General features: G+C 39.9%; 14 protein-coding genes. 6 read left to right on the forward strand and 8 right to left on the reverse strand.

Annotated elements, in window-relative coordinates; all coding sequences use genetic code 11:
* Positions 1–104: 104 nt before the first annotated feature.
* Positions 105–5,723: an alpha-2-macroglobulin family protein gene (locus C1A06_RS02270; protein ID WP_245871984.1), complete on the forward strand. Its 5,619-nt coding sequence runs from the start codon at positions 105–107 to the stop codon at positions 5,721–5,723.
* 68 nt (positions 5,724–5,791) lie between these two features.
* On the opposite strand, the gene C1A06_RS02275 is transcribed toward C1A06_RS02270, so the two are convergent.
* Positions 5,792–6,709, reverse strand: coding sequence for a DUF6263 family protein (locus C1A06_RS02275; RefSeq protein WP_101688613.1), 918 nt, complete (start codon positions 6,707–6,709; stop codon positions 5,792–5,794).
* A 191-nt stretch (positions 6,710–6,900) separates the two neighbouring features.
* Here C1A06_RS02275 and C1A06_RS02280 point away from each other — a divergent pair, with 191 nt between their 5' ends.
* From C1A06_RS02280 to C1A06_RS02300, 5 genes are all read left to right on the forward strand, one after another.
* Positions 6,901–9,357 carry an FAD-dependent oxidoreductase gene (locus C1A06_RS02280; RefSeq protein WP_101688614.1) on the forward strand — a complete coding sequence of 819 codons (2,457 nt, stop codon included), beginning with the start codon at positions 6,901–6,903 and terminating at the stop codon, positions 9,355–9,357.
* 12 nt (positions 9,358–9,369) lie between these two features.
* Positions 9,370–9,606: a DUF6132 family protein gene (locus tag C1A06_RS02285; RefSeq protein ID WP_101688615.1), complete on the forward strand. Its 237-nt coding sequence runs from the start codon at positions 9,370–9,372 to the stop codon at positions 9,604–9,606.
* On the forward strand, positions 9,603–9,968 hold the full coding sequence (locus C1A06_RS02290; protein WP_101688616.1) for a MarR family winged helix-turn-helix transcriptional regulator: 366 nt from the start codon (positions 9,603–9,605) through the stop codon (positions 9,966–9,968). The genes C1A06_RS02285 and C1A06_RS02290 overlap by 4 nt, the downstream gene beginning before the upstream one ends.
* A 153-nt stretch (positions 9,969–10,121) precedes the next feature.
* On the forward strand, positions 10,122–10,784 hold the full coding sequence (locus tag C1A06_RS02295) for a CDGSH iron-sulfur domain-containing protein (RefSeq protein ID WP_101688617.1): 663 nt from the start codon (positions 10,122–10,124) through the stop codon (positions 10,782–10,784).
* 165 nt (positions 10,785–10,949) lie between these two features.
* On the forward strand, positions 10,950–11,321 hold the full coding sequence (locus tag C1A06_RS02300; RefSeq protein WP_159461372.1) for a hypothetical protein: 372 nt from the start codon (positions 10,950–10,952) through the stop codon (positions 11,319–11,321).
* A 59-nt stretch (positions 11,322–11,380) separates the two neighbouring features.
* Here C1A06_RS02300 and C1A06_RS02305 read toward each other — a convergent pair whose 3' ends face one another.
* From C1A06_RS02305 to glmS, 7 genes are read right to left on the reverse strand one after another with little or no spacing between them, the layout of a single operon-like run.
* Positions 11,381–11,986, reverse strand: coding sequence for an SIS domain-containing protein (locus C1A06_RS02305; protein ID WP_101688619.1), 606 nt, complete (start codon positions 11,984–11,986; stop codon positions 11,381–11,383).
* A gap of 20 nt (positions 11,987–12,006) precedes the next feature.
* Positions 12,007–12,513 (reverse strand): 5-(carboxyamino)imidazole ribonucleotide mutase, encoded by a 507-nt coding sequence (gene purE / locus C1A06_RS02310; protein ID WP_101688620.1) that lies wholly within the window; start codon positions 12,511–12,513, stop codon positions 12,007–12,009.
* Positions 12,514–12,527: 14 nt separating this feature from the next.
* The gene (gcvH, locus tag C1A06_RS02315; RefSeq protein ID WP_101688621.1) at positions 12,528–12,908 is read right to left on the reverse strand and encodes a glycine cleavage system protein GcvH; all 381 of its coding nucleotides are present in this window, start codon (positions 12,906–12,908) and stop codon (positions 12,528–12,530) included.
* Positions 12,909–12,950: 42 nt separating this feature from the next.
* Positions 12,951–13,595 carry a phosphatase PAP2 family protein gene (locus C1A06_RS02320; protein ID WP_145996325.1) on the reverse strand — a complete coding sequence of 215 codons (645 nt, stop codon included), beginning with the start codon at positions 13,593–13,595 and terminating at the stop codon, positions 12,951–12,953.
* On the reverse strand, positions 13,596–15,041 hold the full coding sequence (gene rpoN / locus C1A06_RS02325; RefSeq protein ID WP_101688623.1) for an RNA polymerase factor sigma-54: 1,446 nt from the start codon (positions 15,039–15,041) through the stop codon (positions 13,596–13,598).
* Between the two features lie 19 nt (positions 15,042–15,060).
* Positions 15,061–15,561: a DNA-deoxyinosine glycosylase gene (locus C1A06_RS02330; protein ID WP_101688624.1), complete on the reverse strand. Its 501-nt coding sequence runs from the start codon at positions 15,559–15,561 to the stop codon at positions 15,061–15,063.
* Positions 15,562–15,576: 15 nt separating this feature from the next.
* Positions 15,577–17,424 carry a glutamine--fructose-6-phosphate transaminase (isomerizing) gene (gene glmS, locus C1A06_RS02335; RefSeq protein WP_101688625.1) on the reverse strand — a complete coding sequence of 616 codons (1,848 nt, stop codon included), beginning with the start codon at positions 17,422–17,424 and terminating at the stop codon, positions 15,577–15,579.
* Positions 17,425–17,438: the final 14 nt, after the last annotated feature.

The following is a 17,438-nucleotide window of genomic DNA, read 5'->3' on the forward strand; positions in this document are numbered from 1 at the left end:
TAATCTTTCTCCTTTTATGTTTTTTAAACATACAAAGATATAATTTTTTTAGCCTATATTTGTTGATACGCTGAACTATATAACACCCATAACAAGACTTTAGAATGAACAAAACACTACACTACATCTACTTGTCATTGGTATTTATATCAACATCGATATTAATGACCGCCTGTGGGAGTAAAGGAGCCAGTGGCCCCGAACCCAAAATTGATCCGGCTTTTTCCAGCTACATCTCTGCTTTCTCATACGGCCGTATTTCCACTTCATCGCCCATACAGATAGAACTGACTCAGGATTTAGCTTCTGTAGAGCTAAATAAGCCTATCGAAGATGCGCTATTCAGTGTATCGCCATCTATCAAAGGAAAAGCGTACTGGACAAGCACGCGTAATATTCAGTTTGTACCCGACGAAGGTGAACTGAAGCCAGGAACAAAATACGATGTAACTTTTAAACTCGGAAAAGTAATCAATGTCGATTCCGATTTTAAGGAATTCAAATTCAGAGTAAGTACGCCTGATCAGGCTTTTCGCGTAGATCTCTTGCCTTACTCTCCAACAAAAGACAACGATGTGACTTGGAACAGTGTCAAAGGATCACTCACTTTGGCTGATAATGTAAGTATAGATAATGTAAAAAAAATGCTTTCACTATCAGGAGCCAACAAGGAAGCAACGATAAAAGTTACTCCAACCGAAGATGCAGGAATCTATTCTATAATTATTGACAGTTTATTGCGTAAGGAGAAAAACGATGTAACATATACGCTAAATGTAAAAGGCTCACCGATAAAAGCCAAGACTGAAGATCTGGAATTAAAAATAGAAATTCCGGCTATCAACAGCGAATTCAAGATTATTGATGTAAGAGCTACTTACGAGCCTAAAGAATGCATCCGTGTCACTTTCAGCGATCCATTATCGGCTAGTCAAAGCATTCAAGGTTTGATGAATCTCAGTGCATCAAATTATTCTTTCGATAAACAAGGCAATGTCCTGAAAGTATACCTCAACAATCAGGCTGAAGACATAAGCAGCGTGATAATCAATCTACACAAAGAGATTCAAAACTACAACGGCAACCGCATGCAAAGTGATGCTTCGCACTCGGTCAATTTCTACAATACCAAACCGAATGTAGAGTTTGTGAAAAGTTCGGGAAATATCCTACCTAATGCTGAGAGCCTTGTTGTGCCAATACAAGCGACAAATCTTTGGGCTGTGGATATCCGCGTAATCAAAATATACCAAAGCAATATTTTAGCATATCTACAGGTAAACGATCTTGGAAACAATCGCGAATTGAAACGCTACGGGCGTTTGGAACTTAAAAAACGCGTTCGATTGGATATTGACCCAACTATCAACCTGAGAGAAAGTAATACTTTCAATCTTGATCTTTCGTCGATGATAGAAAAAGACCCCGGAGCTATTTACCAGATAGAGTTGCGCATGAATAAAGACTATTCACTATATCCATGTGGCGACAATCAGGCAGCAAGACCACAAGATGCAGCTCTTGAAAGGTTCGAAAATCTGACCGACGACGATACTGCAGCTTGGGATGCTAGCGACTCGGAAGGCTATTACTATTATTACGAAGGCGATGTAGACTGGAGCGACTACAATTGGCAAGATCGCGACAATCCTTGTACATCATCTTTCTACACAAATAAAGTAAAATCTTGTATTGTATTAGCCTCAAACATTGGTATGACAGCCAAACAAGGTAAGGATAAAACATTGTTCGTCGCTCTCACCGATATTCTTACTACCAAACCTATCAGCGGAGCTACTGTAGATGTATATAATCTGCAAATGCAACGTATAGGTAGCGGAAAAACTGACGGGGACGGATTTGTGAACATTTCGTACAAAGGGGGAGCACCATATGTTATAGTTGCCACAAATGGCAATGAAAAAGGGTATCTTAAAGTAGCTCCTAACCTATCGCTTTCGTTGAGTAATTTCGATGTCAGCGGGAAAGAAATACAGAAGGGTTTGAAAGGTTATATCTATGGCGAACGTGGCGTATGGCGTCCGGGCGATTCTATTTATGTCACTTTCATCCTTGAAGATAAAAACAAAACATTACCTAAAAATCACCCGGTTTCACTGGAACTTTTCACTCCTCGCGGACAGCTTTATAAGAACTATACTTGTACCGAAGGTGTCGAAGGATTCTATCCTTTCCGAATGGCTACACACGAAGACGACATTACGGGTGATTGGCGTGCCAAAGTTTCGGTAGGTGGAGCAACATTCTTCAAGACTCTGAAAATTGAAACAGTAAAACCGAACCGATTAAAAATACGTTTCGATGCGGGAGATGTTGTCGATGCCTCAGCACGAACCATATCGGGTTCATTGACTTCACAATGGCTACATGGTGCTGCAGCTTCTAATCTGAAAGCTACTGTCGAAATGCGTCTGAATGCAATAAGTACCCCATTCAAAGGGTATGAACAATATGCATTCAACGACCCGACTTCGAATTTCTATACCGATACTTATACCATTTTCAATGGGAACTTAAACTCGGATGGATATGCCAGCGTCAATGCCCCCCTACCTCAGGCTGCAAGTGCTCCGGGATTATTGCAGGCTACATTCATTTCGAGAGTATTCGAAACCGGAGGTGATGCCAGCATCTTTACACAATCGGCTCCATATTCGCCGTATAGCACATATGTAGGTATCAAGACTAATAATGAGAACGATTACGACTGGTTAGAAACCGATAGTCCAATTGACGTAAATATAGCAACTCTGGGAGCTGACGGCAAGCCGAAAAACAGTTCATCAATCAGAGTAAAAGTCTACAAACTTAATTGGTCTTGGTGGTGGAGCCGCAGTCACGATGATTTGGCTTCGTATATCAACAGTACATCAGCAGAAGTCGTTTTCAACGAAGAAACTTCAACACGTAACGGAAAAGGTAAAGTCAGCTTCCAGATCGACTATCCATCGTGGGGTCGTTATCTGATAATGGCTCATGACAATGAGGGAGGCCACACTACGGGCAAGATAGTCTATGTAGACTGGCCTTCATGGCGAGGCAGATCAAACAAACAAGATGCCGGAGGAGCTACAATGCTTTCGTTCTCGACTGATAAAAATTCGTATGAAGTTGGCGATAAAGCAACAGTAATTCTGCCTAAGAGTAGCGATGGACGAGCTTTGATAACAATCGAAGACGGAACCAGAATTTTATCTAAAACTTGGGTAAATACAAGTGCTAACGATGATACAAAACACACGTTTACTATTACCGAAGAAATGGCTCCAAATTTTTACGTAGGTGCTTCACTCATTCAACCGCATGCACAGACCGAGAATGAATCTCCGTTGCGTATGTATGGGGTGATCAATGTTTCAGTAAACAACAAAATGACGAAACTAGAACCTGTGATTTCAATGCCGAACGACCTTCGTCCGGAAAAAGAATTTTCGGTATCAGTAAGCGAAAAGAATAAGCAAAATATGACTTACACGCTTGCTATCGTAGATGATGGATTGCTCGATCTGACAGCATTCAAGACACCAAATCCTTGGCCTGAGTTCTATGCCCGTCAATCTCTTGGGATCCGCACTTGGGATATGTTCGACTTGGTAGTCGGCGCTCATGCTGGCAAATTCGCTCCGCTTTTGAGCATTGGTGGTGGCGATGAAATGGAAAATAAAATGGTCAGCGGTCAGGAAAAGAAGAGCGTAAATAGATTCAAACCTGTCGTTAAGTTTATCGGACCATTTACATTATCGGGAGGAAAAACCAATACCCATAAAATACAACTACCTCAATATATAGGCTCTGTACGCACAATGGTAGTTGCCGGAAATGCGAAAGGAGCATATGGTAGTGCCGAGAAAACAGTTCAGGTAAAAAATCCGTTGATGATACTTACTACACTGCCGCGAGTAGCTGGTCCGGGCGAAGAAATATTGCTTCCGGTAAATGTATTTGCTATGGACAGCAAAGTAAAATCAGTAAATGTAAGCGTCAAATCGCAAGGTTTGTTCGAGTTTACTGATGGCACAAGCAAAACTGTAACCTTTAGCGAAACGGGCGATAAAATGGTTTACTTCAAAGTAAAAGTTGCCAATAAGATAGGAGCCGAGAAAGTTACGATAAATGCTAACGGAGGCGGCGAAACAGCTAGTGAAAGCATAGAGATTGCAATACGTAATCCGAATCCGGCAGCAATTCTTATCAAAGATGCATTGGTTTCATCGGAAGAATCAGCTTCACTAGATTTGACAATGGATAATATTCAATCCGACGATTGGGCAAAACTGGAAATATCGCGCATACCGGGATTGAACCTCAACAAGCATCTTGAATTCTTTTTCAATTATCCGCACGGATGTTCAGAGCAAGTGACATCGGCCGCTTTTCCTCAGCTTTATCTCGGTAAACTTATTCCGATTGAGGGTAAATTGAAAGACAAGGCTGATTATCATATCAAAGAAGCGATAAAGATTATCGGAGCGCGTCAGCTTTCGGATGGAGGTATTGCTTATTGGCCGGGCGATCGTTACCCGACTGAATGGGTTACAACCTATGCAGGTCATTTCCTTGTCGAAGCTAAACGTGCAGGTTATCAAGTACCAAAATCGGTTCTTGACAAGTGGATTACTTATCAGAAAAACTCTGCTAAATACTGGGATTCACAACGTGGTAATAAAACTTATTACACATATCAGATGAACGATTTACAGCAAGCTTATCGTTTGTATACTCTCGCTTTAGCTGAAAGTCCTGATCTAAGCTCGATGAACAGACTGAAAGAGACGAAAGACCTATCAGTACAAGCTCGTTGGCGACTGGCAGCAGCCTATATGCTTTCGGGCAAGAAAGATGCTGCAAATCAGTTGGTAAATAACGTTACAGACCAAATTGACAGCTATTCGTTCAACAATGATACCTATGGCTCTTCGACTCGAGATATTGCGATGATTATGGAAACTTATCTGCTAATGGGTAAGACAAGCAATGCTCTGAATTTATCGCACCAAGTAGCGCGAGACCTGAGCGGACGTTCGTACCTATCGACTCAATCGGCAGCTTATGCACTGATTGCAATGTCTAAGCTCGGAGAAAAGATGGGTAAAGGTCCGATAAGCTATACTCTTAAGATAAATGGTAAATCTGTAAATGCGCCAACAAGCAGTACAGCTATACATAATATCGACATCAAGCCTACTGACAATATCAATGTAGAATTCCAAAATAAAGGTGAAGGCGATGTATTTGTTCGCTTATCTGCCCGAACAAAACCAATTGAAGACAAGACTCCGGCGGCTAGTGAAGGCATGAATATTTATGTTACATACACCGATTTGGATGGACGTAATATTAATGTAAACTCGCTTAAACAAGGAACTGAGTTCTATGCGAATGTTGTCATACAGAACATCTCGGGACAATATATTACCGACCTAGCATTGAGTCACATCTTTGCTTCGGGTTGGGAAATATTCAACGAACGATTGTTTGATCAAGGAGCAAATACCAATTCGTCATTGAATTACCAGGATATTCGCGATGATAGGGTTCTAAGCTATTTCAATGTCCGTGGAGGATACTCGCGAACTGTGAAAGTTCGTCTTCAGGCGGCGTATTGCGGTCGATTCTATCTGCCAGCCGTGTCTTGCGAAGCGATGTATAGCCCTGATATCCACTGCCGAACAACTGGACAATGGGTAGAAGTTGTACAATAAATGTAAAGTATCAATAAACAAAACGAGCCTTGAAAAATTTCAAGGCTCGTTTTATTATACTATAAATATTAGTTTGTTATCAACATTTCATTATTTACTGTCATTGGAATCAATAGACCTTCCGGCACTCCTTCACCTTTTAGAGCAGTATTTCCTTTCATTTCCTGACTAATCTTAGCTTCAATAATCCATCCAGAGGCTTTATCTACCTTAATTTCAGATTGCATAGTACCTCTCAAATCAAACTTCATAAGCATACCATTTTGCTCTTTGAACTCGGGTTCACCTTCAGGTTCAATCGTAGAAACTCCTTTTATTGTTGCATATTCTCCTGATATATCAACAAGTTCGTAATCTGTCGACACTTTTGCTTTCATTATTGTAGCAAGCTCCGTCTGAGTATTCCATTTATCACCTTTCTTCACCGGATTTTCTGGATAAATGGCTGTTGCCATTTCTAGATTTCCTTTAAGAGCTTCTCCACCGAAAGAATCAATAATTTGTTTTTTCAATTGCTCAGCCTGAGCCTCTGGCAGATTTGTAAGAACTTCAGTCATGTCTTCCCATAGGGCATCAACTCCCGTTATTTCTAAAACCTTGCCCAATTTATCCATTTTTATATTGAATGCCTTTCCTTTGATAGCTTTCAGCATAGGGGACACAAAATCGTTAGCTTCTGCCTCTTTTTCCGATGAAAAGGTAAGAGCCCCATTAGGCATAGTCATGGTCATAGTTGTACTTTCGTACTGCACCTCTATATCATAGCTTGTTTGGTTTACAGCTTTCACCAGATATGCAACAGTAGCTTGCATCGCCATCTCAATTTTCATCTGTTGCCCATTCATTTCCTGGACTACTACCGATTTATTATTGGTTACTTGTCTGTAAGACTTTCCTGCTTCAAGATTGAAAGTAAGGGTTGCCGGATCACTTTTGCACGATAATAATAAGATCGATACAACGATTAGTGCTAAGATTTTTCTCATGTGTATTTTGCTTTTAAGTTAAGTTTATTCAAAATTAACAAAATATACTGTTTCATGAGCAATCTATTGAGATAAAAGTATTTCATAAGATTTCGAAATAAGCATTAGATTTTACCTATAATATTTGTTTGTTGATTTATTTTCATTTCCTTTGTAAATATTTTCCATCAGAAATAATAAAACAAAGAAATATGAAAATCGCAATTATAGGAGGAGTAGCTGGAGGCGCAGGAGCAGCAGCACGTTTAAGAAGATTAAGTGAAGAAGCAGAAATCGTTCTATTCGAACGAGGAGAGTATGTTTCATACGCAAACTGTGGTTTGCCGTATTACATAGGCGGAGCAATCAGCGATCGCGATCGTTTGTTTGTTCAGACTGTAGAAGGATTCAATGCTCGTTTTAATATTGATATTCGAGTTAAGTCGGAAATTACTGCCATAGATCCAGAGAATAATACACTCACAGTAAAGAATCTTTCGAACGGCGAAGAGTATACTGAAAAGTTCGACAAGCTTATTATTTCTACGGGAGCTGAACCAATTAAACCTCCATTAGCAGGAATAGACAATCCAAAAATTTTCTCGCTACGTAACGTTCCGGATACCGATATGATCAAAAACTATATTGATCAGAATAGACCACGCAGAGCTGTAGTAGTAGGAGCAGGATTCATTGGTTTAGAAATGGCCGAGAATCTACACGATGCAGGCCTAGAAGTTGTAATAGTAGAGAAAGCAAATCAAGTAATGGCTCCTCTTGACTATACAATGGCAGCTATGGTTCATCAACATCTACGCAGTAAAGGTATAAGCCTGATGCTGGAAGAAGGAGTAAGTGCTTTCGAAGAAAAAGATAACGGAATTAATGTCAGGTTAGAAAGCGGTAAAGCAATCGATGCCGATATGGTAATTCTTAGTATTGGTGTTCGCCCCGAAACGAAACTCGCAAAAGCCGCAAACTTGGAGATAGGCTCACTTGGGGGTATCAAGGTGGACGAATACATGCAGACTTCGCACAAAGACATATATGCATTGGGTGATGCCATAGAAGTATTCAATCCAGTACTTGGTCAGTATTCATTAATTCCACTTGCTGGGCCTGCCAACAAACAAGCACGAATTGTGGCTGATAATATTATCCAAGGCAACAATCGTAAATATAAAGGTACTATCGGCACATCGATAGCTAAAGTTTTCGACTTGACAGTAGCTGCTACGGGAGCTTCATCTAAACTCCTAAACAGATTTGGCATTGAGCATAGTACTTCATACACACACGGAACCTCGCATGCAGGATATTATCCAAATGCATTACCGATGACAATTAAGATCAATTTCTCAATACCAGATGGTAAGCTTCTAGGTGCTCAGGTAGTTGGATTCGATGGAGTTGATAAACGAATAGATTTACTCGCTGAAGTGATTCGTCAAGGCGGAACAATATACGATTTAACAGAAATAGAACATGCCTATGCTCCACCCTATTCGTCGGCCAAAGATCCGGTAAATATGGCGGGCTTCGCAGCAGAAAATATTATTATGGGAAAAGTAAAAGTAATTCAGGCTGAAGAAATAGAAAACCTAGATAGAAATAAAACCATTATCCTAGATGTAAGTACAACAGACGAATATCAAATGGGACACATCGAAGGTGCAATAAATATTCCCGTTAACGACCTCCGAAAGAGAACTAATGAATTACCAAAAGATAAACAAATAGTGATCTATTGTGCTGCCGGACTCAGAGGCTATGTAGCTTCTAGAATGCTAATGCTAGCAGGATTCGACAATGTATATAATCTGTCGGGTGGATACAAAATGTATTCAACACTATTAGCCGATAAAAAGGCCAAAAATGAAGTCCAAGCTCCAAAAGAATCTCAACAATCGGAAGAAAAGAAGATGAATTTATCAGACAAAAAAGCAATATCGATAGATGCGTGCGGTCTGCAATGTCCCGGCCCAATCATGCAGTTGAAAAAACATTACGACAATATCGGCGAAGGTGAAAGACTGGAAATAAAAGTAACCGATCAAGCATTCGGTGAAGACCTCAAAGGCTGGTGCAATATGGTCGGTGCAAAGCTAGTTGATATCAACAACTCGGGAGGAGTAATTATAGCTCAAATAGAAAAGCTTGGACAAGAGGACGTTTGCCCCGTAAAGCAAGTAAAAACGAACGATAACAAAACAATAGTCGTATTCAGCGACAATTTGGATAAAGCTCTTGCGTCGTTTGTCATAGCCAATGGTGCTGCTGCCAGTGGTAAAAAAGTCAGCATATTCTTTACGTTTTGGGGATTGAATGTCATCAAAAAAGCAAACAAGCCGAAAGTAAAGAAAGACTTTCTTGGTAAGATGTTCGGAATGATGCTACCTTCGAGCAGTAAAAAGCTAACGCTTTCGCAGATGAATATGGGGGGTATGGGTAGCAAAATGATGCGTTATATCATGAAATCCAAGAACATCGAGAGCTTGGAAAGCCTGATGCAACAAGCTATTGACAATGGAGTTGAGTTTATAGCCTGCTCGATGTCGATGGACGTAATGGGCATCAAGAAAGAAGAATTGATGGACAATATCACTATTGGCGGTGTAGCCGCTTATCTGGACAGAGCCGATCAATCGAATACAAATCTATTCATCTAAATACAGACAAAAATGGATAAATTACTTACACTTATAAAAAAACAATGGGCATATATCGCAGGAGCAGCTATAGGGGCTATAGGAGGGTATCTGTACTGGCACTTCGTAGGCTGCGAAACGGGAACTTGTCCTTTGAAATCTTCGCCTTGGGCAATGATTCTTTGGGGAGGATTGTTCGGAAGTCTGATTTTTGACCTTATCTTTGGGCGAAATAAAAAGAAAACAACAGAAGGAGATAATATAGAATGAAACCACTTTGTTCACTACGAGATATATTCAGATCAATACGCGACTTCGAAGAAGCTTTTCAGCACGAGCATGGTCTATGCCTCAACGAAGGCATGATGCTCTGCAGCTTGAGAGACGAAGTATTGAAATCAACAGATTTGGCCGAACGACTAGGACTTACACCATCTAATATGTCGAAAGTCATAAAAGCTGTAGAATCAAAAGGACTAGTAGAGAGAAGACTCGGGAAAGAAGACAAACGACAAATGTATTTTGCGCTTACACCCGAAGGGCTGGAAAAGTTGACAATAATAAAAAAAGAAGAAGTAAGAATCGTTGAATTATTAGACATCATCGGCAGATTAGCAAAGGTGAAAAAATAATAATCAACTACTAATTTCATAATTTACCAAAGAGGATAGAACAACATGGTTCTATCCTCTTTTATTATTTCAGAGATACTTTCATTAATCAAATTCTTTTGTGTAATTTTATTAGACTGAAAAGACCCAATACACATCAAAAATTTAAGAGTTATGTTTAAAATTAAAATCGCTCCTAATGGCCCCTACGTTGTCAGCGGACTCAAAAAGCTAATTGAAGAGACTTCTAAACATGAAGATATTCTTCGTGCAGTGAAAACTAAAGAATATCCAGAACAAGACGAATACCATCTGTGCAGATGCGGTGCTTCGAAAAATAAACCTTTCTGCGATGGAACGCACGTCAAAATCGGCTTTGATGGAACCGAAACGGCCGATAATACTCCATACGAGGCAAGAGTCGACGTATTCGAAGGTCCCGAAATGGACTTATTGGATGACAACCGCTGTGCATTTGCCCGCTTCTGCCATCGCGAACACGGTGATGTATGGACTTTGACTGAAAATTCAGACAATCCGCAATTCAAAAAAGAAGCTATAGAAGGAGCTTCTGCTTGTCCGGCAGGCCGTCTTACAGCTGTCGTAGATGGAAACTTAGTAGAGGAAGACTACGAATCCGTAATGGCAATAGCACAAGATCCACCGAAAGGTGTCAGTGCAGGAATATATGTACGTGGCGATTTCTTACTTGAGGGAGCTAAAGGAAATATATACGAAAAACGAGTCAGAGTAGCATTATGCAGATGTGGAGCATCAAGAAACAAGCCGTTCTGCGATGCATCTCATGTTAGTATCAGATTCAATGACAAAGAATAAGTAAGATATAGCAACATGAAGATCACAAATATTCTGATTACTTGTATTTTTATTATCACAATTTATTCATGCGGTACTTTCTATAGTAAGCCTGCAGGTTTTAAATATAGATATGATGGAGCATATACTGGTTTAGATACCATTATTAATATCAATGGATATTACATGAGTAGAGAATCCTCGCCAAGCGTAAATGATTCAAAAACTTATAATAATTATATCTTTTATACTGATGGACTAGTTTGTTATCTTAACGATAATAATCCACATAAATCGTTTAAAGAAAGAAGTGTAATTCCAGGATCATGGGGAAGATATATCATATCAAAAGATACTATAAAGTGTCAGTTTATAATCAATCATGGTGTTATGGGAGGAATTGCTTTGGGAAAAGTGGATTTTCTCATTATAAACAATAGCTTAATAAAAGAAATGGATGACAGTAATCCTGAATATGTATTTAACCGTCTCGACACTAAAATTGATTCTACCAATTGGTTATTGAAAAAGAAATGGTTTTATAAGAAGGATAAATAATCTACCATAAAAAAAGGAGGAGCTTTTAGCTCCTCCTTCTGTATATTACATCTGTCGTCTTATTTGCTCATATCGCGCGATTTATCGCCTAGATATCCTCCATGATGACGTTTTGCATAATCGGTAGCCGAGAAACTAATTTTTCTCATTGTTCCCACTACCAATATATCGCCTATTACGGTCATCATTGTCGTTGATGTTGTAGGTGTCAATCCTAAAGTACACACTTCATTCGGATTGCCAGTCAACAAACAAATATCAGCATTCTGAGCTAAAAGGCTCTCAGGATCGCTCGTTATAACGATAAATTTCACTTTATCGTTCAGATTTCTGGTCAAATGGACTAACTCAACAATTTCGCGAGTCTTCCCCGAATTAGAAATCAGTAACATAACATCATTTTCCTGAAGAACACCCAGATCTCCGTGTTGTGCTTCGCTAGGATGCAAAAACACTGCAGGAGTTCCCGTCGAACAGAATGTCGTAGCAATATTCTGCGCAATCTGACCGGCTTTACCCATTCCACTTGTTATCAGCTTCCCTTTCTTCTGATTAACCTGTTCAACAATAAGGTCAATCGCTTTATCGAAAGCATCACTAATAGGGATGTTTAGAATGGCCTTAGCTTCGTGCTCCAGAATAGAACGAATATCTTCTGTACTCATTAGCTTCGTTTCTAGAAAAATTAATTTGTTTTGTATTTATACTGCACTTTACTCAAGTCTTCGTTGGCTTTTTCAATTTTGCCTTTCAAAGCCTCTTTATAAGCGATCAACTTTTCTTGCAATTCATTATCGCCCGTAGCGATCATTTGCAATGCAAGTATAGCAGCATTCAATGCTCCATCTATACCAACTGTAGCAACAGGTATTCCGGGAGGCATCTGAACGATTGCCAGCAAAGCATCCATACCATCGAGCGATGCACTGATCGGAACCCCAATAACCGGTATCGGTGTCATCGATGCAATCACGCCCGGCAGATGAGCTGCCATTCCTGCTGCTGCAATTATTACTTTTATGCCTCTTTCTTTTGCATTCTTTGCAAATGCCTCAACCCTCTCTGGAGTGCGATGTGCCGAAAGAGCATTCATTTCGAAAGGCACACCCATTTCATCGAAAAGCTTCGCCGCCTTTTCCATTACCGGAAGGTCTGACGTGCTCCCCATTATAATACTTACAATTGGTGTCATCAATTTTAAAAAAATTATTTTCCTATCAGTGCTTTATAATCAGCTGCCGACAACAAGCCATCTAGCTCGCCCGCATCTTTAATTTCAACTTTTATGATCCATCCTTTTCCGTATGGATCTTCGTTCACTAGTTCAGGATTGTCTTCCAAATCGGCATTAACTTCCAAAACCTCTGCTGCAACCGGGATGAATAGATCCGACACTGTCTTAACAGCTTCGATAGATCCGAAAATTTCGTTCTGAGCCAATGTTTCGCCTTCTGTATTAATATCTACATAAACGATTTCACCTAATTCGCTCTGAGCAAAGTCTGTAATACCGATAAAAGCTGTTTGGCCTTCTACTCTGATCCACTCGTGGTCTTTCGAGTATTTAAGATTTTCAGGAAAATTCATAATCAATAAAATTTAAGCTGATTAATATTTAATATTTATAGTTCAAAATATGAGTTTAAAGATAGTAATTTTTATACTATAGTAGATACAAAAATACGAAACAATCAGTCCGAGACAAAATCCCGTGTATACTTGAGCCGGTGTATGTCTTTTCAGAATAAGACGGGCTGTGCCCAAACATCCTGCCAAAAGGAACAAAACAATAAATAACCAATACGGATTGGCACCTTTAACCATGTATGCAATAGACAAGATACAACCTATCAGTCCGCCGATACTTATCATATGTGTGCTAATTTTCCACCAAATATTGATAACCGAAGCTATTATAAGCAAAGCTAAGGGCACGGTCAATGTGCCGATAAACCAAAATGAAACGTTAGTACGGTAATAATAGAACAATAACAAAATCGCGTAACTGACAAACGTGATGATAAAAGGTCCGAATCGCTCCTTTTTATTGGACAAGCTATAATCTGTTATCAGATTAAATCGCCTCATCAGAAAAATACCATTGGCGGGCATCAGACATGACAGAATAAATACCGGCAAAATGAACCAGAAATAGGTTCCCATACTTACATGCATATCTGTAAGTACGAATAAAAGAGAAACTCCATAAACTGCCATAAACAGCGGATGAAGTACTATGGAAATTATACACGATGCCAATTCTAAAAACTTCATTTAAATTTCTTTTCGCAGACGAGCTATCGGAATATTCATCTGCTCGCGGTATTTAGCCACGGTTCGTCGGGCTATGATGTAACCTTTTTCGCGCAAGATCTCGGATAGACGATCGTCAGTCAAAGGTTTCTTTTTATTCTCATTATCTATACACTCTTTCAGAATTGCTTTCACCTCGCGCGATGAAATTTCTTCTCCGCTATCGGTTTGCATTGATTCTGAAAAGAAGTATTTAAGCGGATAAATCGCGAAATTTGTCTGCACATATTTACTATTACTTACTCGCGATATAGTAGATATATCATATCCCGTACGCTCGGCAACATCTTTCAGAATCATCGGTCGCAGTTGGGTTTCTTCACCCGTCATAAAGAAGTCGTATTGAAGATCAATTATCGCTTTCATCGTCCGTTGAAGCGTTTCCTGACGTTGCTTAACTGCTTCGATAAACCATCGTGCCGAATCGAGTTTCTGTTTTACAAAAAGTACAGCATTTTTAGCATCGTCCGACATCGATTCTTTATTGCCTGCATAACCCGAAAGCATATCCGAGTATTCACGGTTTACACGCAATTCGGGTACATTTTTATTGTTCAGACTATAATACAGCTCTCCGTTATGAACTTCAACTATAAAGTCCGGAACAATCGTATTCATCGATAGAGCTAACGAGTCGCCCCAGTTATTTCCAGGTTTAGGATTGAGAGAAGTAATTTCAGCAATTGCATCTTTCAACTCAGACTCGTCAATGCCAAGTGAGCGGGTTATCTTATCGTATTGTTTCTTAGTGAATTCTTCGAATTTATCGCGAATTATACGAATAGCAACTTCAACCGATTCTGTTTTTTCTTCGCGCTCGAGTTGCAACAAGAGGCATTCTTGAAGATCGCGTGCACCTACTCCTGCTGGATCGAAATTCTGTATAACTTTAAGTATTTCGCCTAATCGTTCGGCCGAAAGATCAATATTCTGTTGAAAAATCAAATCGTCGGATATAGCTTGTAGATTGCGCTCTAAGTAGCCGCTATCGTCTATGTTTCCGATAATATATTCTGCGCCTTCCCTATCTTCTTCGCTCAGATCGCACTCCTTCAACTGATCCAAGAGATACTCGCCAAGACTTTCGGCAACAGCAAAAGGAATCTCTTGTCTATCGGGAACACGCTTACTGTTATCCGCCAAACGATAATCAGGAACTTCTTCTTCATTCATATAATCACCTAAGGTGATATCTTCCTGCGTGACATCATTCCCTTCGATATCTTCGTTCGAATCGATGTTATCTCCTATTTCCTGACCTTCTTCCAGAGCCGGATTATCCTCAAGCTCTTGCTTAATTCGCTCTTCAAATTCGAGAGAAGGCAGCTCAGTTAGCTTTATCACCTGCATTTGCAAAGGCGATAGCTTTTGTTGCTGTTTCTGTTGAAGCTGTTGTTTTAGAGCCATGGCATATTCCTTTTTGTCTTTAAGGCAAAGATAATATTCTTTCCAATAAATCCCGCCACTGATGGGATTTTTCAGCAAAGCTCATCCGAGCATTGGCTGGGCTTGGAGATGATAATACAAAGTAAGACCGTTGATTATCCAGACCTACATATTTTTTATAGAATTGTTCGGCTTTTTTACTGGTAAAACAGATTGATTCTATCTGTGGATATCGCTCAAAGAATGTACTGAAATCGTTTGCTCTTTCGTTCTTGATCTTCGAGTCGAGACTACCCTCACCTTCGCAGGATTGCAAGACATCCCAAATTCCGATATGTTGCTCGTGCAAAAAAGCCACTCGCTCACGATAATCGCTTACGAATGGCTGCTTATACACAGTAAATAAAAGTGTCCAAAATTGATTCTTCGGATTGCCGTAATATTCTTGTCTTTTCAACGATTCCTCGCTAGGCATTGTACCTAACATCAATATTTTTGTATGTTGATCAACTATCGGAGGAAAGGCTGTTTTTCGAGACATTTTGCGTTTTAAATATTATTCAACAGTTACCGATTTGGCCAGATTTCGAGGCATATCTACATCCTGGCCTTTGTTGACAGCAATGTGATAGGCAAGCAACTGCAAAGGAACTGTTGTAAGGAGTGGAGACAAACACTCGTTTTCGGTTGCAGGAACCTCGATGTAATGATCTACCATTGCTTTCAGGTCTTCATTACCTTCATTCAAGATGGCAATAACCCGCCCTTTACGTGCTTTGATTTCCTGAATATTGCTGACAGTTTTTTCGTATATCTTATCATTCACCGCAATCACTACCACAGGCATTTCAGCATCAATAAGTGCTATCGGCCCATGCTTCATTTCGGCTGCCGGATATCCTTCGGCATGAATATATGAAATTTCTTTCAGTTTCAATGCTCCTTCCAGTGCAATCGGGTAATTATAACCACGCCCAAGGTATATAAAATTGTGGGCATAGGTAAATATTTGCGACAATAATTTTATAGCATCATTCTGCTCTAAGACACGTTCTATCTTTTGTGGTATTGACTGAAGTTCTTTTACTATATTCAGATATTGTTCTTGGCTGATTGTGCCTCTTTCTTTACCTATCGCAAGAGACATCATCGTCAAAACCATTACCTGCGAAGTAAAAGCTTTGGTTGAAGCCACACCAATCTCAGGTCCGCAGTGCGTATATGAACCCGAATCGGTTTTACGCGGAATAGATGATCCTACTACATTACAAATTCCATAGATAAATGCTCCGGTCTGCCTTACCAAGTCGATAGCTGCCAACGAGTCGGCTGTTTCGCCCGACTGAGATATTACTAAAACTACATCATCTGAATAAATCACCGGATTGCGATAACGGAATTCAGACGCATATTCGACTTTGACCGGTATTCGGCAAAAATCTTCAATCAGATATTCGCCGATCAATCCGGCATGCCAAGATGTTCCACAAGCCACAATAACGACACGACGTGCATTGATAAATTTCTCCTTATAATCGATAATTCCCGAAAGAGCGATTTCGGTTCCTTCAATATTCACACGACCGCTCATCGAGCTTGCTAAAGTCTGAGGTTGCTCGAAGATCTCCTTCAGCATAAAATGAGGATACCCGCCACGCTCAAGCTCGCTCAGATTCATCTCAAGCTTTTTGATTTCGTGCGTCTTCTCTACATTTGTGATAGTAACCACTTTCAGAGGTTCTCCTCGTTTGATAACAGCTATTTCTTCATCGTCCAAATACACCACTTTGTCGGTATATTCGATGATAGGCGAAGCATCGGAACCCAAGAAAAACTCGTTTTCACCGATACCGACTACTAAAGGACTACTTTTACGGGCTGCAATAATCTGATCGGGATTTCCTTTCTCGAGGACTGCAATTGCATACGAACCTACAACCTGATTCAATGCAATCTGCACAGCGGTGAAAAGGTCGCAATTATTTAACGTCTTGATATAATCGATAAATTGCACAAGTACTTCTGTATCGGTCTGACTCGAGAATGTGTAACCATTATTTATCAATTCAGACTTCAGAACAGCATAATTTTCGATGATTCCGTTATGAATCAGAGCTAACGATTCGGATTGCGAATAATGCGGATGGGCATTGATATTATTTGGTTCACCATGAGTAGCCCAACGTGTATGAGCTATGCCAATAGTTCCAGTTGTATCCTTGTCTTTCGTAAATTCTTCCAGATCGGCTACTTTGCCTTTAGCCTTGTAGACTGATAGTGTATTCTCCGAATTAATGATTGCTACTCCCGAGCTGTCGTATCCACGGTATTCTAATCGGTGAAGTCCTTTTATCAAGATGGGAAAGGCTTCTCTAAACCCAATATAACCTACAATTCCACACATATATTTCTTCTATA

Source organism: Dysgonomonas massiliensis, assembly GCF_900240225.1.
Taxonomy (GTDB): domain Bacteria; phylum Bacteroidota; class Bacteroidia; order Bacteroidales; family Dysgonomonadaceae; genus Dysgonomonas; species Dysgonomonas massiliensis.